The organism is Stenotrophomonas sp. YJH_SMC_73 (genome assembly GCF_059370155.1).
On the sequence record NZ_JCAFTJ010000008.1, the window covers coordinates 91078 to 110252 of the forward strand.

Consider the following 19175-nt stretch of genomic DNA (forward strand, 5'->3'; position numbering starts at 1 on the left):
TGGAATTCGGGAGGGGATCGATCAGGAGCGCAACAGGCCCGCGGCGGGGAAGCCGCCATAGGGCAGCGGCTTGTCCTGGCCGAAGCGCAGCTTGCAGCTGCGTACCCGACCGCCGCACTGGTCACGCGCCGGATCATCGGTGGCGACGTCGTCGCTGTCGGCCACCGCTGGACCGTTGTAGCCGCAGTACGCGCCGCGATAACCGCCACGCACCAGCCAGCCACACATGCCGGCGATGATCTGCCTGCCCGGCAGCTGCTGCCCATTGAGATCGATCGCGGTGGTCAGCTCGAATTCGACCATCTGCTTGTCCTCACCGATCTTGCGCTCGATGAACCAGACTTCATCAGGGAAGTGCTCGCCAGGATCCGCGCTGGGATTGCCTTCCTCGAAGTTGGCGGCATCCAGGTACTTGGCCAGCGTCTGCCGGCGGATGATGCGTGCACCGACCAGATCATCGAACAACAGGCACATGGCGGTGATGCGGCCATCGATGTTGCTCACGCGCAGGCGCGGGTTCGGCGGCTGGTCGCTGGTGCGCTCGAAGCCGCTGGCCTCGATCGGCCAGGGGCCATATTCCTGGCCCTGCCACCAGATGAGGCCACTCTGCAGGTGCGCGTGGAAGAAGAGCTTGTCGGCGCCGAAACTGCTGGCGTCAAGTTCATAGACGGTGATGCGGCCACCCGGCTCAAGCTGCTGGGCATCGGCGGTGATCATGGGGTGTTCTCCTGTGCGGCATTGGGAAGAGGGGGTGGTACGGGGTACCGTTCCTGGCCGCACGGTACGATGACGTGGTGGCCTGGGCGCAGCGAGGCAGTGGTGGTGAAGCAGGCGTGCTTTGGCGCCTGCGGAGCAGGGGTTGTCATGGCTCAGAGCTCCGCATCGGCCTGGACCAGCACCTGCGAGGTGGTCGACCACACCACCACCGCGCCCCAGAGCTGCATGTTGTTCGGCATCGAGGCGATGACTGCCGCGTCAACCGTGGACTGCCAGCTGGGCGCTCCGCCGTCGAAGTTGACCAGGTTGCCGGCATTGCCGAAGCCCACCAGGTTCAGCGCGGTGGACGGCGAGGAGATTCTGGGCGCTGAGCGTTTGCGCACCTTGAACGGGATGCACGCACGCGTGTCGCCGTTGGCGGTGTAGGTGATGCCGATGATCCGGTTTACATCCACCGTCTCGTAGTAGCGCTGGCACAACAGCAGCTCCAGTGCTTCGGACCGGCGGTCGAAGTCGGTGGCGGTATCGCCTTCTTCGATCTGCACTTCGGCCAGTTGCACGCTGCCGCTCTTCTGCCCGGCGGCGAACGCGCGGCCGCCGAAATCGGCACCTGCGTCCAGCCAGAAGCCCAGTTGCAGGTAGCTGTCCGGGCCCAGCGTCTTGCCGGCAAGACCGGGAACTTCCACGGTGACCTGGTGCCATCGCCACAGCGTATCGAGCACGACCGAGGCGCCGATGCTGTCGCGCGCGGTAGACCCACCCGTTCCGTAGGACTGCTGCAACTCCACGCCGATGCGGAAGTCGTCCACCGAGGCGCGCGCCTTGAAACTGATCGTGACGGTGCGCCCGGCCAGTGTCCGGACATCCTCGATGCGCTGTTGGACCAGCGCCATGTTGCCGGCACCGGCAACGCTCTGCACCTCCAGCCGAAGCAGGTGGCGCGACCCAGCCAGCAGGCGCCCTCCCTGGCCGCCGCCTGGAGGCACATCCTCGCGTGAGGCAGCCACCCTGGTGCCGATGGCATTGATCGCCCAGCGGTCAGCGATGTAGCGAGAGCCCGTGGATGCAGGGAACACTGCACCGCGCTGCCAGAACCGGAAGTCGCCGTTGATGAGCGGGTTCCTTCCGGCCATGCGGCCTTCCAGATGCATGAGCGCCGATTGCGCGTCGTCCAGACCAGCGTAGATCTCGGCGAAGTTGTCGTTGATCTTGGTGAATGCCGGCCGCTGGGTCTCACCTCGTTTGCCGTTGGGCTGGACGGTGTCCAGGTCGATGATTCTTCGTGTCATGTGCAGTCCTCGCTGCGTGCGCCGGTGTTGACGGCCAGGGTCAGATCTCGGCGTCAGCCGCCCAGTTGCCGCCCACCAGATAGGCATAGAACGGCGTCAGGCCAGAACCGAAATCAAGCTGAAGCGTGAATCCATCGGGACGAAGGAACAGCGGGACAGCCATTCCGCGTGACCACCCGTTGCCGTTGAACAACGACCAGTAACCGAGGGCCGGCGCCACTTCACTGTTGGAGTAGAGGGTGAGCGCAGGCACAGTGCGTTTGGCGACCTTGAAGGAGATCTGCTCACTGCGCGCCAGGCCTGCCTGGAATGCGGCGGCGACGCCCTGCGGTGACGGCATGCCAAGCTGCGGTGCCTGTTCCAGCGGGAAGCTCTTCTCGTAGTACCGCTGGCACAGCATCAACTCGGTTGCGTCATCACGCATGTCGTAGTCGGTAGGTGTCGCCCCCTTCTCCAACTGCATGCAGGTCAGCGAAAAGGACCCAGACTGGCCGACAAGCTGTCCGCCATAACCACCGGGTGTCGCAAAGTCGACGATGACGTGCAGCTTGCTGTTGGCTCCCACGGTCTTGCCAGCAATGGATGGCAACTCGACGGTGAAGTACCTGAGCGCGGCCGCGGTGCCGATCTCCTGGACGCCTGCCCGGACCGTCACATCCGGAGACCCATTGGTACCAAACGTCTGGATGAAGCGAACGCCGATGCGGCAGCCCGGCGTCGCGGCCCATGCCTGCATGCTCAGCGTCACGGTACTTCCCGCGAGCGTCTGCACGCCTTCCACCGGCTGGGTGACGAACGCCTCGGTCGCGGCCGTCGATCCGGTGAGATCGCAGTTCATGAATCCCGTGACCCCGAATGCCGGGGCATCGAAGCTGCGGCGTGACACCGCGACCTGCCCCGCCCCAGTGCATACCACCTGGAAGCGATCGGCAACATACACCGCCAGAGGCGACACCACAGTGCGGCTGCTGCCCCGTTGCCAGAACCTGAAGTCACCGTTGATCAGCCGGTTCCGGCCGTTCTGCCTGCGCCGGAGATCCTGCACCGTGGTTTCGAGTTCATCCAGATCCGTGTAGAGATCGGCGAAGTTCTCATTGACCTTGGTGAAGGCCGGCCGTTGCGTCTCACCCCGCTTTCCGTTCGGCTGCACGGTATCAAGGTCGATTGTGCGTCGTGCCATGCGTCGTCCTCCTCAGCCGCCGATGATTTCCGGCGCCTGCTCGGCAGGCCAGCCGAATGCATCCGGCTGCGGCAGTTGCGCCTGGACCTTCCGCCAGTCCGGCGCGTTCTCCTCGGCGGTGGACTCAATAGTCTCCAGTGCGAGGTTGACCCCGTCGCGCCAGGCAATCATGGCGATGGCGTCCTGCGCATAGCGCGGCACCGCACTGCCTACGTAGCTGCAGCAGCTCTCGATGCTGTCATAGCCGCGATCGCGGGCACACTGGGCCATCCACTCCCACGCCTTTCCGCGGATGAAGCGATGGAACTGCGCCGAGCCGGGTGCGAACAGCGGCGGTACCGGCTCCGGCTCATTGCCTGCCGTACACCAGGCTTCATAGTCATTCCACAGACGGTGGCCACGTGGAATGAAGGCGCCGGTCTGCAGGCACTTGATGGTGTCGATCTCTTCGGTCAGTTGATACATGTCATAGCTCCGCGTCGGCGGTCCAATGGAAGGAGGAGCCCCAGTTGCCTGCGGCGGATTGGTAATTGACCTGTGCGCCGGACTGGCCGGCATATACGATGGACGTCACCGTGCCGATGCCGCCGCTTGCGCCGGATATGCGCCCTGCCTGCCCGTTCACATCGCTGTAGACCGTGTAGGCTGGGATGGCCCGCTTGGGGACGCGACACCGGATATGCGAGGTGCTGCCAACGCCGACGCTGCGGTCGTAGAACTGGTTGTCGCGTCCGATGCCATCGGCCGTGCCAGGCGGCACATCCAGGTTGTAGCTCTTCTCGTAGTAGCGCTGGCACAGCTGCAGCTCGTGGGCCAGCGGGCGCAGGTCGAATGCCGTTGCCCTGTCGCCGCGCTCCAGCTGCATCATCGCAAGGCCGAACTCTCCGCTCTGACCGGAGATGACACCGCCATAGGCATCGGCGCACAGATCCACCACCAGCCACAGGAAATCGCTGTCGGCATTGCTGCCCAGCGTCTTCCCCTTCACCGATGGCAGTCGCGCACTGAGCTGGAAATAGGTCCAGGACGCGGCGGTGACCGCCACGGTTCCCAGCTCTACGCTGACCGCGGCGGACGGCGAACCACCGGTGCCAAAGTGCTGGATGAGACGAACACCGATGCGTTTTCCTGGCGGGCCATAGGCGAAGCCGGAAACCACCACTTCGCCGTCGGACAGCGTGGCGACCCCTTCGACCTTCTGTGCGACATAGGCGCTGCTGCCTGCACTGACCTTGGAGACAACGCTGTTGAGGAAACGGCGCGATTCCGGCGCGGCTCCGCCGGCAAGAAGATTGGCCCCGCGATTTGCGGTATGCGTGCAGCTCAGCGCTGCCACGGTCCAACGATCGGCCACATAGATCTCGCCGCCTTGGGTGGTGCCAGTGGTGGCCCGCTGCCAGAAATCGAAGTTGCCGTTGATCAGGCGGTTCCTGCCTGGAGCCGCGCTCTGCAATGCGCTTTCCAGCGAATCCAGCGCGCCATACACTTCGGCGAAGTTGTCGTTGATCTTGGTAAACGCCGGGCGCTGGGTTTCGCCCCGCATTCCGTTCGGCTGAACGGAATCGAGGTCGATGATTTTTCTCGTCATTGCTGTCGTCCTGTTCCCTGCGGGCGCCCCATCAAAGCTCGGCGTCGGCCCACCAATGCCACCAGCCGCCCCAGCGGCCTGGATTGTTGGTCCAGCTGACTTCGTACCCGGAAGGCGAGGCGTAGTTGACCAGGCAGGGCACGCGGGAGATGTTGTCTTCCGCGATGTGTCCATCCTGCTGGATGTTGTCGGCCGAGATGATCATCACGTAGGGATGGGCACGCTTTGCCGTCTGGAATCGCACGCTCTGGTAATGCGCCATTCCCGGTGAGTTGATCGAGAATGCCTCGCGCCCTTCGTTGTGCGCCGTGTTGGGTACGATGTCGAGGTTGTAGCTCTTCTCGTAGTAGCGCTGGCACAACGCCAGTTCCACACCTGGCGGCCGCCAGTCGAAGCGTGTCGCTGCGCGGCCCGATTCGACCTGGAACTGGGTAAAGCCGAACGAGCCGTTCTGTGCCACCAGCTCGCCCTTCTGACCAGCACCGCACAGGTCGAACACTACGTAGAGGTGGTCGTTGCCGTTGCTGCCGAGCACCTTTCCCCGGGTACTCGGCAACGTCACCGTGATGCTGTGACGTTTGGCGGTGGTGCCCAGTGTGAGCACACCGGCTTCCAGCACCACCTGCGGCGAGGGTGAGCCGCCGGTTCCGAAATCCTGGATGACACGCACGCCCACACTGCGACCGGGCGCATCAGAGTTCGCCCATACCGAGATCGTGATGTCTCCGCTTGCACTGCGGACACCCTCGATCTTCTGCCCCATCCAGGCGCCACTTCTGGCGATGGCCTCGGATACGGTGCAGACCAGAATCGACCGTGTGTCTTCCGGAAATCCGGCCTGCCCGTCGTACGCCACCCGCTGTACGTCGTGGTTGCAGACCAGCGCCGAGTTCGTGAAACGGTCGGCGAAGAACACTTCCGCGCCCAGCGTCCCCGACCCAGTGCCGACACGACCAGATGTACGGCGCTGCCAGAACTGCAGGGCACCATTGATGAGCAGATTCCTGCCTGGAACGCGCTCGGTGATGGCATTCCCCACGATCTGCGGGATTTTCGCCACCTCAGTCAACGCGTCGTAGACTTCGGCGAAGTTGTCGTTGATCTTGGTGAACGCCGGGCGCTGTGTTTCACCCCGCTTTCCGTTCGGTTGAACGGAATCGAGGTCGATGATCTTTCGTGGCATTTGTGCTGTTTCCTTGATGGTTTCGGTTGCGAAGGAACGCTCTCCAGCCCTCCCGCGGACCTCAGATTTCGGCATCCATGGTCAATCCAGTGCCCTCCGCTGCCGAATCTCCGCTCTGCAGGATGCCGGCCTGACCCGCTGCGGCAGTGTTCAGCGCACCGATGATGGTCATGCGGGTCGACGTAACTTCCGCCGCACTGAGCGCTGTCAGGCTGGTTGCACCGTCTCCCGTGAGCAGCCGCCATTGCGATGGGTTCGAGAAGGCGACCGCGGGTACCGACCGCATTCGCTGATTGAATCGGTAGGTGAGGTACACCGCGTTGTCGCCCCGAATCAGGCCCACGCCCGCGTTGAAGCGCGATCCACCGTCGAACGGCACGCCAGTGGCGTCCACCTGGTAGTAGCGTTGGCACAGCCGCAGCTCTTCCCCCTTCGGCCTCCACTCGAACGGCGTCGCGAGCGGGCCCGCCTCCCACTGGAACTCTCCGAAGTACAGCTGGCCCTGTTGCGCGCCCAGTCCTGCGGTGCGGCTGGCGAACTGCGTGCCCGCCGTTACCCATATGCAGACCACGGCCGCACCGTCACCGGACAGTGCCTTCCCTGAGATGGAAGGCAGGGTCACTGTCCTGCGGATCCGGTTCAGGCCGGAGGCCAGTTCGACCACCTCCGGCGCGATTCCCAGCACAGGCGTGCTTCCCCCCGCGCCAAAGGTCTGGGCGAATTCAAGGGCGATCTTCCGCCCGGCGGCGCCGGCGTTGAACACCAGGAACGAAACGGTGCTCTCCACGCCCGCGAAGTTGCGGACGTCTTCCACGCGCTGCTCGAAGACAAAGAAGTGGTTTGTGCCATCCGTATTGCCACTCGAACTGACCGACAACGTGAAGGTGCTGAACGGGAAGTTATTGTCGCCTGCCGCTGCGGGATTGCGCTTGAACACGGCGTCTTCGACGTTGCCCATCTGCAGGAACCATCGGTCGGCTGTGTAGTTCCCGGAGATGCCGAAGCTGCTGCCGCGCTGCCAGATGTCGAAATTGCCATTGATCAGGCGATTGCGCCGTGCCGGCGCGCGCATCATGGTATCGGCGAGCTGCCCGGGCAGGCCGTCGACTGCCTGGCCAACCTGCTGGAAGTTCTGGTTGATCTTGGTGAAGGCCGGCCGCTGGGTCTCCCCACGCTTTCCGTTGGGCTGGATGGTATCCAGGTCGATCCGTTGAAGATCCATGCTCATGCCTACGCGTGGAAGGTCTGCTCGAAGGTGGCGGTGATGGTCGATACCTGGCCGCCGAGATGGCTGTCGGTGTAGGAATCACACATGTACAGCCCCTGCCCCAGTGGCCCTTTCCACAGGAAGCTGCGGCCGGCATGACCATCCAGGAAGGTCACGATCTCGTTGATCGTTTTGCGGTTGCCGACGAACTGCAGCTGGTAACTGCGTGAAGTGGCGTTCAGGCCATCGGCAGCGGCCTGCGCATAGCCATCACCGAACTTCGCGCGCTTCACGGCGGCGGTGGTGGTTCCAGTACTCTGGCTGGTTGCCGGCCAGGTGAAGGTGTCGGTCATTGCATGGCACTCCTGCTGAGCACACCACCTGCCTTCAGGTCACGACTCTGCAGCTCGCGGTACTTGCGTTCCACGAACTGGCCGATCTCGTTGCCGAACTGCTGCAGCATGCTTTCGTTGGTGGTGACTTCCTTGCCACCGTTGTTGTCGATGCGGATGCTGACTCCCACTCCGCCACCACCGCCGCCACCGTGCGCGGCCACACCCAGGCGGCCGTCCGGCCCGCGCCGCAGCGGCATGATCGCTTCCGGTCCCGCTTCGCCGAACACGCCGGCGCCCTTGGCGAAGGCGAACAGCTGCGGAGTGTTGTAGACACCGCCGGAATAGGCCGACAGGCTCGGCGACTGGTAGACGCCACCGTTGGCGTTGGCCTCCACCCCCGTGCCGTATCCGAACAGGCCCGCGATCTTCTTGACGCCCCAGACGATTGCCTGTTGGATGGCGATCATCTTCAGATCGGCGATGATCGACTTGGCCAGATCCTTGTAGTTGGACTTGCCCGTCTTCACGAAGCTCTGCAGTGCCGCCTCTGCGCCGGTGAACGCCTTGGAAAAGGCATCCTGGGTGGACTTGGCGGAGTTCTCGGTCTTTTCCATGTACTCGCCGAGCGCGCTGCCGAAGCCCTTGCGGAACCCCGAAAGTCCTGTGGTGCCCTTGGTGTCCTTGGCGTCCTTGGTTTCGCCCGCCTTGGCATCACCGACCTTGGCGTCCTTGGCAGTCGCCACGCCTGCAGCCACCGCCGCCGCGTCCGTCGCTGCATCCTTGGGCGTCAGGTCGACCCCCATCAAGCCGGCGATCTTCCTCGCCCCCCAGACCAGTGCCTGCTGTGCGGCGATCATCTTGAGGTCGGACAGGATGGACTGGGCCAGTTCCTTGTACTTGGACTTGCCGGTGGTCACGAAGCTCCTCAACGCTTCGTCGGCGCCGGTGAATGCTTTGTCGAAGGCTTTTTTGGCAGCCGTGGCGGTGTTTTCGGTCTTGCCGATATAGTCGCCGAGCGCGCCGCCCAGGCCCTTGCGGATGCCTGCCAGGCCCTTGTCGTCCTGTTGGGCCTTCTCTTCCTTCTTTGCAGCCTTGCCGGCGTCCGCGCCCGCTGCGGTTGTTCCTGCCTTCGCCGCCGCCTGCAGCTGCGTGTTCAGGGCGGTCAGCTGCGTGGACAGTGCGGTGACCAATGATGCGCTGGTGGTCAGCACGGCATTGAAGGCCTGCTGCACCGTGTTGATCTTCTCCAGCTGCCGCTGGAACTCCTGTGTGGTGCCGGTCATCTCGGTCATGCCGCGCCTTGCTGCCTGCATGGCCGTTTCCAATGCGTTGCTGGCCTCCACGGTGGTCCGTGTGCTGCCAGGCGATGTAGTGCTCATTGAGTGTTCCTCGGGAGAGTCGGCTCCGCTTCGGCGGAGCCGGGATCGGCCATCGGCATTGCCGCGATGGCCGGCTCATTCCTGTTGCATCTGCTCCAAGGCAGCGCGTTCGATGATGCGGATGGCCGCCATCACCTCGTCATGCTGGTCGCCGTCGAGCGCTTCGCGCTCCAGCTCCCGGTAGACCACGTTGTAATCCAGCCCGATCGGGCCACCTGCGCCGACGCGCCACTGGGTGGCAACCCGCGAGAAAAGTTCGATGGGAAGCACGCACTCCGGCCACAGCTCGACCTGCGGCGGTGGAAAGTGCTTTGCCTTCAATCCAAGCTTCATCAGCTCGGACTCGGTGGGGGCCCGCCAGTACAGGGCCCCCACCGCCTCGATCAGTTTCCCTTGCGTGCGACCTGCAGGGCCTGGGTGTAGCCACCGATGATGGCGCCATCCAGGCCGGCCTGCTGCTGCAGCGCCAGCTCGACGCCGGCGGTGTCCAGCGCCACATCGGCATCCCAGTCCACCACGATGTCCAGGATGGCCTGGGCCACGCTCAACGTGTCATCGCCAAGACGCTCCAGCAGGCTGGCGTAGTCGGCTACCGACAGGTGCCGGTAGGTCAGGTTGAGCTTCTGCTCGCGGCCGTGACCGACGATGGTCAGGGTGCTCTTGAAGCTCTCCGGCGCCTTGACCTGGAACATCAGGCGCCCTCGACCAGGATGGAGTCTGCCAGCGCGGTGAAGGTCGCGGTGGTGCCCATCGGGGTGTTGGCGGCCATGGTCGGGTCGCCGTTGTAGCTCAGGTAGCCGTACCAGTACAGCACGTCGCCACCGACCAGCTTGGCCCGCAGGATCACCGGCTCGCCCTTGGCGTCAGCGTTCTTCAGTGCCGAATACCACGGCTTCTTCGGATCGTAGAACAGCGGCAGGGTGATGGTCTTGGCGTTCTTGAAGGTCGGCATCTGGACCTGGCGACCGGTCGGGTCTTCGAGCAGCGTGCCGCTCCAGTACTGCTGCTCGCCACCGGCGGTGGTCGGGTCGCCCTGCTGGTCCAGGTCGACGAAGGCGCCCGCCTTGCGCAGTACACCGGCACCGCTGGTACCGGGGAACAGCACGGTATCGGTGGTGTCGATGCCCAGCAGTTCAACGCTGCCGGTGGCTTCAGCACCGGCGCGGGTGGCGCGGTTGTTCAGGGCCGGCCAGCCCGGCAGTTCAATGACCACCACATCGCCGGTGTCGACGCTGTTGGCGGCAACGCTGGCCAGCGCCGGCGCAGCCTTGGAGATCGCGCTGGTGGCGATCGCGGTGGAGACGACCGGTGCGAAGCCGAACTGGGTGCCCTTGGGAAGCTTGAGTGCCATGGTGTATTTCCTCGTTGGATAAAAAAAAGCCCGGCGAATGCCAGGCTGGGGTGTTGCACGGGTGATGCGGTTTACGGGTCGACGTACCACAGGCCGAAATCGAGCCGCGCGCCGTACTTGTGCAGCATCGGCTCATGCACGGCGATTGCAGCGCCGAACGATTCGGCGGTCGGCAATCCTGCGCATACCTGATCCTCGATGTTGCGGATCAGGGTGTTGGCCTGGGCGCGGCTGTCTGCCCAGACGGTCAGCTGCACGCGAGCGTGCTTCTGTTCGGGAATGGAACCTTCGTTGAACCACACGGACTGTCCACCCATCTGCTGGTAGACGGCACACGGATAGATGACCGGTTCCGGCGGAAGGTCGGGATACAGCCGGCCCTGCAGCAGCGGGGCCAGCAGCGCGTGCAGCTGTGCTTCGTAACTCATCGCGGTGTCCTGGTTGGCGTCGCTCAGGCGATGCCTGAAGACTGTTCGGTGAACAGCACCGTGGTCTGGCGCCGGCTGAAGTCGGGCGCAACGCCGGTGATGTTGAAAACACGACCGTCATGCACGATGCGCATGCCGGCCTGGATGCCTGCCTGTCGTGCGGCTGCCAATCGGACATGGAAGCGCTGGCGCCGGATCGTTGCCGGCAGGCGGCTTTCCAGCGTCAGCCGCTGCACGCTGTCTGCGCGGTCGGCGATGATGGCGGCCCACAGTTCTGCCACCGGCTGCCAGGCGTCCAGCGGCTGCCCCCACGCATCGAGCTGGCCGTCCTGGCGCTCGATGCGGATGCGGCGATTGAAGTGGCCGGCGTTCATGGCGTTGCTGCCGATCGGTACGGATCAAGCAGCGCGGCCACGCCGAACGGCAGCTCCATTGCGATGGCAGCGGCGCCTGCCGGTGCATCGAACGTCTGCGCAGAGACGACCACGGCTTCGCGATGGGCGTACAGGTGGCCCAGCAACAGGCGCACCGCTGCACGGATGCTGTCGTTGACCGGCATGCCCTGCAGCAGGCGCGCACTGCGCGCGGTCGCCACGGCCAGGCGGCGATCGGCCACATCACGCATGGCCTTGGCCTTGGCCGCGTTGGTCTCGGCATTGGCGGCGGCAACCGCGGCTTCATGCCCGGTCACCGCCGCCGCCATGTCCTGCGGCAGCTGGTCCAGCGCCTGGTCCAGCGCGGCCTGGTCGGCGTACAGCTCGCGGCCCAGATAGGCCGCGGCTGCATCGCTGGCTGCGGCCAGCAGGTCACCCAGGATGGCGTCGTCAAAATCGCCGTCGATACGGCAGTGCGCGCGGCACTGCTCAAGGGTCAGCAGGGGCATCGAATCCTCCTTCGTTGATGGATGTGGAGTGCCCCGATCCTGCGCGCACGGCGGCGCCCCACGCGATCACCAGGACGGCGCGGGAAAGGCAGGATCGGGGCGGAAAACAGAACGGCTGCGACGGGGACGTCAGGGCCGGTGGCGGTGACCTCGCAGCGCGCGACGGCGCAAACGAAAGAAGCCCCCGGGGTCACCGGAGGCTTCTATGTCATCGTGGTACAAACGATACGCTTCGGGTGTGCACCCGTCAATCCGCAAACGGTTACCAGTCTGGTGACTTTTCCAGGCGCTGTGCGGGCGTGGTCATGGCGACGTGCCGCAGGCTGGATAGAATGGCAACGCGCTGCTTCCGCAGCCCATTTCCCGCTGGATTCCCGCATGCCTGCCAACACCGAACGCTTCTTCGATGCGCGTACCGAACAAGGCGTGCTGCGCCTGTCCATCGCAGGCTCATTGCTGCTGGCTGCCGCTGCGGTGGTATTTGGTCTTCTGGCCAATTCCTCGCTGATCATCTTCGATGGCATCTACGGCCTGATCGATGTGGTGATGACCTGGCTGTCACTGCTGGTCGCGCGTCTGATCGCACTGTCCACCAGCACCGACGCGCTGCAGTCGCGGCTCAACCAGCGCTTCACCATGGGCTTCTGGCACCTGGAGCCCATCGTGCTGGGGGTGAGCGGCACGCTGATGATCGGCGCGGCACTGTATGCGCTGGTCAATGCGGTGGATGCGCTGATGTCCGGCGGCCGCCACATCGCACTCGGCCCAGCCATCGCCTTCGCCGGGTTGTCGATCATCGGCGAAGGTGTGCTGGCCTGGTTCGTGCTGCGCGCCAACCGCCGCATCGGTTCGGAGTTCATCGCGCTGGACGCGAAGAACTGGGTGATCGCCGCCAGCATGTCGGCCTGCTACCTGCTGGCCTTCCTTGGCGGCGTACTGGTGCGCGGCACCTCGCTGGCCTGGGTCGGGCCGTACATCGACCCGGCCATCCTCGCTTTCGTCTGCGTGCTGGTGATGATCGCCCCGCTCGGGACGGTGCGCCGGGCGCTGGCCGGCATCCTGCTGGTCACCCCGCCGGAACTGCAGGCGCACGTGGACGCGGTGGCACGCGCGATCGTGGCCAAGCATGGCTTCGTCGAGCATCGCAGCTACGTCGCCCAGGTGGGGCGTGGCGAGCAGATCGAGTTGTTCTTCGTGGTACGCGAGGACGACCCGCCGCGGCCCCTGCTGGAATGGGACCAGCTGCGCGACGAGATCGGCGATGCGCTGGGCGAGGCCTCGCCGGACCGCTGGCTGACCATCATGTTCACCACCGACCGCGAGTGGACGATCTAGGCCAACAGGACGATCAATCAAGTTTTTCGTACGGACTGCAACCCAACGTACGCAGAAACCGGGCAAAGTAGGCTCCATAGCAGTACCCACCCACTGACCAGGAGCATCCCGATGTCCATCGAAAAGGTTCTGTATACCGCCCAGGCCACCTCCACCGGCGGCCGTGAAGGCCGTTCCGTCTCGTCCGACAACGTGCTGGACATCCAGCTGTCGACCCCGCGCGAGCTGGGTGGTGCCGGCGGCCCGGGCACCAACCCGGAACAGCTGTTCGCCGCTGGCTACTCGGCCTGCTTCCTGGGCGCGCTGAAGTTCGTGGCCGGCCAGGCCAAGGTCGCGCTGCCGGCCGACACCACCGTCACCGGCAAGGTCGGCATCGGCCAGATCCCGACCGGCTTCGGCATCGAGGCCGAGCTGACCATCAACGTGCCGGGCGTGCCGCGCGAGCAGGTGGAAGAACTGGTGCAGAAGGCGCACATCGTGTGCCCGTACTCCAACGCCACCCGCGGCAACATTGATGTAACGCTGATCGTTGCCTGATGCGGCGCCGGGGTCGGATCCCTTTGCCACCGGCAAAGGGCTCTGACCCCATCCCAGGCCCGCACGGCTATATGGGGTCAGAGCCCTTTCGCGTTGCGAAAGGGATCCGACCCCCAAAAAAATGGGCGGATGCCGGTCGAAACCGAACATCCGCCCATCCCACCTCCGTTGTCCCGCACGGGGGCATGAGGTTGCCGGCCAGCGGCCGGCACTACCAGGTCACTTCTCGCTCGTGATGAGCTGCACGACGCTGGAGAAATCCAGCTTGCCGCGGCCGGCCTGGTGGTTCATCGAGTAGAGATTGCGGGCCACTTCGCCCAGCGGAATCGAAGCGCCGACACTCATCGCCGCTTCCACCGCCAGGCCCATGTCCTTCAGCATAAGATCGCTGCCGAAGCCACCGCTGTAGCCACGCGAGGCCGGCGCATTCTCCAGCACGCCCGGCCACGGGTTGCACACTTCGGTGGCCCAGCTGCGGCCGGTGCTGACCGCCATCATCTGCGACAGCACCTTGGGGTCCAGCCCGTGCGCCACGCCCAGTGCGATGGCTTCACCGGTCACCGCCATGATCACGCCCAGCGCCATGTTGTTGCACAGCTTGGCGACCTGGCCAGCGCCGCTGGCGCCGACGTGGAAGATGTTCTTGCCCATCGCCTGCAGCACCGGGCGTGCGCGTTCCAGCGCGTCTTCCTCGCCGCCGACGATGAAGGTCAGGGTGCCGGCCTGGGCGCCGGCGGTACCGCCGGACACCGGTGCGTCGATCATCTGCAGGCCACGCGCGGCGGCCGCTTCCGAGACCTTGCGGGCACTGGCCGGGGCGATCGTGCTGCAGTCGATGACCAGTGCACCGGCCGGGATCGCGGCCAGAATGCCGTCGTCGCCCAGGTACACGCCTTCGACATGACGGCTGGCCGGCAGCATCGAGATCACCACTTCGGCATCGGCCAGGGTGTCGCGCGCCGACGATGCAGCGCTGGCGCCGGCGTCGACAGCGGCCTGCACCGCGGCCGGAACCAGATCGAACACGCGCACGCTGTGGCCGTTCTTGACCAGATTGGCGGCCATCGGGCCACCCATGTTGCCCAACCCGATGAATGCAATGCGGCTCATGCAAGGCTCCTTTCAACAAGGGGAGTGCCCAGGTCGGCCAGCGGATGCGCGGCGTCGGCCCAGGGGGAAGCGAAGAAGGTGTCTGCCCACGCGCCAGTGGCCTCGGCCAGGGTGGCCGGGTTCCACTGCGGATTGCGGTCCTTGTCGACCAGCAGCGCGCGGATGCCTTCGGCGAAATCACCATGGGCGGCGCAATGCAGGGCGACGATGTACTCCAGGCGATAGATCGCGGCCAGGTCCTGGCCGGCACTGCGGCGCTGCAGTTCGTACGCCAACCGTGCCGAACCCGGTGCACCGGCAGCAAGGGTCTTCTGAGCCGCCTGCAACCAGGCGTCGTCGGTCTGCAGGCCGGCAATGCGCGCCACGATGGCTTCAAGGTCATCGCCTTCGCACAACGCATCGACCTGCGCCGCGTGGGCCAGCAGTGGACCGGTGGCGGCATCGCTGGCATGCGACTGCAGCAGATGGGTCAGGCGTTCGTGGTTGTGTGCGGTGTCATTGGACCAGGCCACCTGCAGCAGCGCATCGAACACTGCGCTGCGGCGTTCTTCGGCCACGTGCACGTCGGCCAGGCCGGCGTAGATGGCATCGCCCGGGTTGAGCAGTGCGCCGGTCAGGGCCAGGAACAGGCCACCCTTGCCCGGCACGCGCGGCAGCAGCCAACTGCCACCGACATCAGGGAACAGGCCGACGGTGATTTCCGGGAAGGCCAGCTTGGAGCGTTCGCTGACCACACGGTGGCTGGCGCCGGACATCAGGCCGATGCCGCCGCCCATCACGATGCCGTGGCCCCAGCACAGGATCGGCTTGGTGTAGGTGTGGATGAGGTAATCGACGCGGTATTCGACGTCGAAGAACTCGGCGGCATAGGCGTTCTGGCGGATGTCGCTGTGGCCGGCCTCACGGAAGGCGACCATGGCCTTGTACAGGCTGTGCAGGTCGCCACCAGCACAGAACGCCTTTTCGCCGGCGCCCTGCAGCACCACCATGGCGATGCCATCGTCGTCGGCCCAGGCGTTGAGCTGCTTCAGCAGCAGGTGCGCCATCGGCAGCGAGAAACCGTTGAGCGTACGCGGCGCATTGAGCGTGGCGATGCCGATGCGCGTGCCGTTGCCAGCCACGCGCTCTTCGAACAGCACCGGTGCGTCGTCGGCAGCGGTATCCGTGCTCATGCGTTCTTCCACTGCGCGGCGCGCTTTTCCAGGAAGGCAGTCACGCCCTCGACCTGGTCGGCGGTGTCGAACAGGTCGACGAAGGCTTCGCGCTCGGCCACCAGCGCCGAGGCGTGGGTGCCGGTGCGGGTGGACTGCACCAGGGTCTTGCAGGCGGCGATGCTGGTCGGGCTCTGCTTGCCGGCCTTCTTTGCCCATTCCAGCGCCAGCGCCTTGGCTTCGCCCTTGCCGACCTTTTCTTCGGCCAGGCCAATGCGCAGCGCGGTCTCGGCATTGATGCGCTCACCCAGCAGGATCATGCGCTTGGCCCAGCCCTCGCCGACCAGGCGCGGCAGGTTCTGGGTACCGCCGGCACACGGCAGCAGGCCGACGGTGGCCTCCGGCAGCGCGACCTGGGCATGGTCTTCAATGATGCGCAGGTCGCAGGCCAGCGCGCACTCCAGGCCACCGCCCATGGCGTAGCCGTTGATCGCGGCGATCGACACGCCGCGGAAACCGGACAGCGCTTCGAAGGCCTCACCGAAGCGGCGCGCGGCCTCACGTGCAGCGGCCTTGTCGCCGGAGGCGAACTGGTTGAGGTCGGCACCGGCGGAGAAGAATTTCTCGCCGTCACCGGTGATCACCAGCGCGTAGATGTCGCGGTCTGCGTTGAGCGCGCCGACCAGGTCGCGCAGCGCCGACAGGCTGTGCACGGTCCAGGTATGCGCCGGCGGGTTGTTCAGGGTGACCACGGCGGTGTGGCCATCCACCTCCACCTTCAGGCCCACGTGCTCCTGGGTACGCCAATCCTTCATCGCAGTTCCTCTTCGGTGTTGAGCAGGTGACGGGCAACGATCACCCGCATGATCTCGTTGGTGCCTTCCAGGATCTGGTGCACGCGGCAGTCACGCAGCAGGCGCTCGATCGGGTATTCGCGGATGTAGCCGTAGCCCCCGTGGATCTGCAGCGCTTCATTGCAGACGTTGAAACCGGCATCGGTGGCGAAGCGCTTGGCCATCGCGCACCACACGTTGGCATCGCTGGCACCGGCATCGAGCTTGCGTGCCGCGGTGTGCACCATCTGCCGTGCAGCCACCAGCTGGGTGACCATGTCGGCCAGCTTGAACTGCAGCGCCTGGAACTCGGCCAGCGCCTTGCCGAACTGGCGGCGCTCGCCCATGTAGCGGCGCGCAGCATCCAGTGCACCCTGTGCGGCACCCAGCGAGCAGGCGGCGATGTTGATGCGGCCGCCGTCCAGCCCCTTCATGGCCAGCTTGAAGCCGCCGCCTTCCTCTCCCAGAAGGTGGCTGACCGGCACGCGGACGTTCTCGAAGGTGATGCCACGGGTGGGCTGGCTGTTCCAGCCCATCTTCTCTTCCTTGCGGCCGAAGCTGATGCCCGGCAGGTCCGCCGGCACCGCAATGGCGCTGACACCGCCGGCACCGGCACCGCCGGTACGCGCCATCACCACCAGCAGCTCGGTGGCACCGGCGCCGGAAATGAAGGCCTTCGAGCCGTTCAGCACGTAGAAGTCGCCATCGCGCACGGCGGTGGTCTTCAGCGACGCCGCATCGGAACCCGCACCCGGTTCGGTCAGGCAGTACGAGGCCAGCTTGCTGCCCGAGGACAGATCGGTGCCCCACGCATCGCGCAGGGCCGGCTGGCCCCACCTGGACACCATCCACGAGGCCATGTTGTGGATGCTGATGTACGCCGCGGTCGACGGATCGACGTTGGCGAGCTCCTCGATGACGACGGCGGCGTCCAGTCGGCTCAGGCCGCTGCCGCCCACTTCCGGGTCCATGTACAGACCGCAGAAGCCCAACTCACCGGCCTTGGCGATCGCCTCGCGCGGAAAGATGCCCTCCGCATCCCATCGCGCGGCGTGCGGCGCCAGTTCGGCCTGTGCGAAGTCGCGCGCCGCCTCGCGGTACGCCTGCTGCGCTTCTTCCAGTTCCGTCGTCATCGAGTGGCTCATGGCTGCTCCTGCCGTTACTTCAGGCTGATCGTGGTGTTGACGCCGTGGCTCAGCGTCTCGTCATCGAACCAGCGCGCGGTGACCGTCTTGGTCTGGGTGTAGAACAGCACCACCTGCTTGCCATACGGGCCCAGGTCACCCAGCTTGGAGGCGCGCGAACCGGTGAACGAGAACAGCGGCACCGGCACCGGGATCGGCACGTTGATGCCGACCTGGCCGACGTCGATGTCCTCCTGGAACTTGCGCGCGGCAGCGCCGGACTGGGTGAACAGTGCGGTGCCGTTGCCGTTCGGGTTGCTGTTGACCATCGCGATGGCCTCTTCCAGCGTTTCCGCTTCGAGGATGACCAGCACCGGCCCGAAGATCTCTTCCTGGTAGATGCGCATGTCGGTGGTGACACCGGCAAAGATGGTCGGGCCGACGAAGTTGCCCTTCTCGAAGCCATCGACCTGCGGCTTGCGGCCATCGAGCACCAGCTTGGCGCCCTGCTCCACGCCCGAGGCGATCAGGCCTTCCACGCGCTCGCGGGCGCTGCAGGAGATGACCGGGCCGACGTCGGTACCGGACACGGTGCCGGCGCTGACCTTCAGGGTCTGGGCCTTGGCCACCAGGTCCTGCACCCAGTTGCGCGCCTCACCGACCAGCACCAGCGTGGAAGCCGCCATGCAGCGCTGGCCAGCGGCACCGAAGGCGGCACCGACCATTGCGTTGAGGGTCTGTTCCTTGTTGGCGTCCGGCAGCACCACGGCGTGGTTCTTGGCGCCCATCATGCACTGCACGCGCTTGCCGGCCAGCGAAGCGCGGTTGTAGACGTGGGTGCCGACGCGGGTGGACCCGACGAACGACACGGCCTTGATGTCCGGGTGGTCGCAGATCGCGTTGACCACTTCCTCGCCGCCGTGGACGACGTTCAGCACGCCCTTGGGAATGCCGGCTTCCAGGGCAAGCTCGACCAGGCGCATGGTGACCATCGGGTCCTGCTCGGACGGCTTGAGGATGAAGGTGTTGCCCGTTGCAATCGCCATCGGGAACATCCACAGCGGGATCATCGCCGGGAAATTGAACGGGGTAATGCCAGCGCACACGCCCAGCGGCTGCATGATCGTGTAGGTGTCCACGCCATTGGCCACGTTGTTGGCCAGCTCGCCCAGCTGCAGGTTGCCGATGGCGGCGGCGTGCTCGACCACTTCCAGGCCGCGGAACACATCACCTTCGGCGTCCGGCAGGGTCTTGCCCTGTTCGGCGGTGAGGATGTGGGCCAGCTCACTCATGTTTTCGCGGATCAGCTGCTGGTACTTCAGGAAGATGCGCGCGCGGGTGCCGATCGGGGTCTTGCGCCAGGTCTTGAAGGCTTCCTTGGCGGCGGCGACGGCGGCGTCCACTTCGCCGGTGGTGGCGAACGGCACCTGGGCCAGCACGTCCTGGGTGGCCGGATTGATCACGTCCTGCCAGTGGGAAGTGGCCGATTCAACGAACTGGCCATCGATCAGCATGCGGATACGGGGCGCTGCAACAGTCATGACG

22 protein-coding genes are annotated in these 19175 nt (G+C 65.4%); 2 read left to right on the forward strand and 20 right to left on the reverse strand.

Annotated features, from left to right (window positions below; translation table 11 throughout):
* Positions 1 to 21: 21 nt before the first annotated feature.
* From AC5P8R_RS14330 to AC5P8R_RS14400, 15 genes are all read right to left on the reverse strand, one after another.
* Positions 22 to 717, reverse strand: a complete 696-nt coding sequence (locus AC5P8R_RS14330) for a phage minor tail protein L (protein WP_014645608.1) — start codon at positions 715 to 717, stop codon at positions 22 to 24.
* Between the two features lie 152 nt (positions 718 to 869).
* A complete protein-coding gene (locus AC5P8R_RS14335; RefSeq protein ID WP_495223565.1) occupies positions 870 to 2006 on the reverse strand; it encodes a hypothetical protein in 1137 nt (378 codons plus the stop codon).
* Positions 2007 to 2046: 40 nt separating this feature from the next.
* Positions 2047 to 3186 (reverse strand): hypothetical protein, encoded by a 1140-nt coding sequence (locus tag AC5P8R_RS14340; RefSeq protein WP_046428063.1) that lies wholly within the window; start codon positions 3184 to 3186, stop codon positions 2047 to 2049.
* A gap of 12 nt (positions 3187 to 3198) precedes the next feature.
* Entirely contained in the window at positions 3199 to 3651 is a 453-nt protein-coding gene (locus AC5P8R_RS14345; RefSeq protein WP_046428060.1) for a hypothetical protein, read from the reverse strand.
* Position 3652: 1 nt separating this feature from the next.
* Positions 3653 to 4774 (reverse strand): hypothetical protein, encoded by a 1122-nt coding sequence (locus AC5P8R_RS14350; protein WP_495223566.1) that lies wholly within the window; start codon positions 4772 to 4774, stop codon positions 3653 to 3655.
* A 31-nt stretch (positions 4775 to 4805) separates the two neighbouring features.
* Complete coding sequence (locus tag AC5P8R_RS14355; RefSeq protein ID WP_049420446.1) at positions 4806 to 5957, reverse strand: hypothetical protein; 1152 nt, start codon at positions 5955 to 5957, stop codon at positions 4806 to 4808.
* A 61-nt stretch (positions 5958 to 6018) separates the two neighbouring features.
* Positions 6019 to 7185: a hypothetical protein gene (locus tag AC5P8R_RS14360; protein ID WP_069118138.1), complete on the reverse strand. Its 1167-nt coding sequence runs from the start codon at positions 7183 to 7185 to the stop codon at positions 6019 to 6021.
* 2 nt (positions 7186 to 7187) lie between these two features.
* Positions 7188 to 7517: a phage tail protein gene (locus tag AC5P8R_RS14365; protein WP_049441818.1), complete on the reverse strand. Its 330-nt coding sequence runs from the start codon at positions 7515 to 7517 to the stop codon at positions 7188 to 7190.
* The gene (locus tag AC5P8R_RS14370; RefSeq protein WP_046428054.1) at positions 7514 to 8878 is read right to left on the reverse strand and encodes a phage tail tape measure protein; all 1365 of its coding nucleotides are present in this window, start codon (positions 8876 to 8878) and stop codon (positions 7514 to 7516) included. The genes AC5P8R_RS14365 and AC5P8R_RS14370 overlap by 4 nt, the downstream gene beginning before the upstream one ends.
* A gap of 75 nt (positions 8879 to 8953) precedes the next feature.
* Positions 8954 to 9211 carry a DUF1799 domain-containing protein gene (locus tag AC5P8R_RS14375; protein ID WP_014645600.1) on the reverse strand — a complete coding sequence of 86 codons (258 nt, stop codon included), beginning with the start codon at positions 9209 to 9211 and terminating at the stop codon, positions 8954 to 8956.
* 50 nt (positions 9212 to 9261) lie between these two features.
* Positions 9262 to 9570: a phage tail assembly chaperone gene (locus tag AC5P8R_RS14380; protein ID WP_014645599.1), complete on the reverse strand. Its 309-nt coding sequence runs from the start codon at positions 9568 to 9570 to the stop codon at positions 9262 to 9264.
* A complete protein-coding gene (locus tag AC5P8R_RS14385) occupies positions 9570 to 10229 on the reverse strand; it encodes a phage tail protein (protein WP_014645598.1) in 660 nt (219 codons plus the stop codon). Before AC5P8R_RS14385 ends, AC5P8R_RS14380 begins: the two co-directional genes overlap by 1 nt.
* A 71-nt stretch (positions 10230 to 10300) precedes the next feature.
* The gene (gene gp17, locus AC5P8R_RS14390) at positions 10301 to 10657 is read right to left on the reverse strand and encodes a tail completion protein gp17 (RefSeq protein WP_014645597.1); all 357 of its coding nucleotides are present in this window, start codon (positions 10655 to 10657) and stop codon (positions 10301 to 10303) included.
* A 23-nt stretch (positions 10658 to 10680) separates the two neighbouring features.
* Positions 10681 to 11031 carry a head-tail adaptor protein gene (locus tag AC5P8R_RS14395; RefSeq protein ID WP_014645596.1) on the reverse strand — a complete coding sequence of 117 codons (351 nt, stop codon included), beginning with the start codon at positions 11029 to 11031 and terminating at the stop codon, positions 10681 to 10683.
* On the reverse strand, positions 11028 to 11540 hold the full coding sequence (locus AC5P8R_RS14400) for a head-tail connector protein (RefSeq protein ID WP_014645595.1): 513 nt from the start codon (positions 11538 to 11540) through the stop codon (positions 11028 to 11030). Before AC5P8R_RS14400 ends, AC5P8R_RS14395 begins: the two co-directional genes overlap by 4 nt.
* 378 nt (positions 11541 to 11918) lie before the next feature.
* Here AC5P8R_RS14400 and AC5P8R_RS14405 point away from each other — a divergent pair, with 378 nt between their 5' ends.
* Together AC5P8R_RS14405 and AC5P8R_RS14410 are read left to right on the forward strand one after the other, a co-directional pair.
* Positions 11919 to 12875: a cation efflux transmembrane domain-containing protein gene (locus tag AC5P8R_RS14405; protein WP_169412436.1), complete on the forward strand. Its 957-nt coding sequence runs from the start codon at positions 11919 to 11921 to the stop codon at positions 12873 to 12875.
* A gap of 111 nt (positions 12876 to 12986) precedes the next feature.
* On the forward strand, positions 12987 to 13412 hold the full coding sequence (locus tag AC5P8R_RS14410) for an organic hydroperoxide resistance protein (protein WP_004153735.1): 426 nt from the start codon (positions 12987 to 12989) through the stop codon (positions 13410 to 13412).
* 219 nt (positions 13413 to 13631) lie between these two features.
* Here AC5P8R_RS14410 and mmsB read toward each other — a convergent pair whose 3' ends face one another.
* From mmsB to AC5P8R_RS14435, 5 genes are read right to left on the reverse strand one after another with little or no spacing between them, the layout of a single operon-like run.
* Entirely contained in the window at positions 13632 to 14522 is an 891-nt protein-coding gene (gene mmsB, locus AC5P8R_RS14415; RefSeq protein WP_005407687.1) for a 3-hydroxyisobutyrate dehydrogenase, read from the reverse strand.
* Positions 14519 to 15694 (reverse strand): enoyl-CoA hydratase/isomerase family protein, encoded by a 1176-nt coding sequence (locus tag AC5P8R_RS14420; RefSeq protein WP_164077533.1) that lies wholly within the window; start codon positions 15692 to 15694, stop codon positions 14519 to 14521. Before AC5P8R_RS14420 ends, mmsB begins: the two co-directional genes overlap by 4 nt.
* Entirely contained in the window at positions 15691 to 16488 is a 798-nt protein-coding gene (locus tag AC5P8R_RS14425; protein WP_005407685.1) for an enoyl-CoA hydratase, read from the reverse strand. Before AC5P8R_RS14425 ends, AC5P8R_RS14420 begins: the two co-directional genes overlap by 4 nt.
* On the reverse strand, positions 16485 to 17651 hold the full coding sequence (locus tag AC5P8R_RS14430) for an acyl-CoA dehydrogenase family protein (protein WP_014645592.1): 1167 nt from the start codon (positions 17649 to 17651) through the stop codon (positions 16485 to 16487). Before AC5P8R_RS14430 ends, AC5P8R_RS14425 begins: the two co-directional genes overlap by 4 nt.
* Before the next feature lie 14 nt (positions 17652 to 17665).
* Positions 17666 to 19171: a CoA-acylating methylmalonate-semialdehyde dehydrogenase gene (locus tag AC5P8R_RS14435; RefSeq protein WP_014645591.1), complete on the reverse strand. Its 1506-nt coding sequence runs from the start codon at positions 19169 to 19171 to the stop codon at positions 17666 to 17668.
* Positions 19172 to 19175 lie beyond the last annotated feature (4 nt).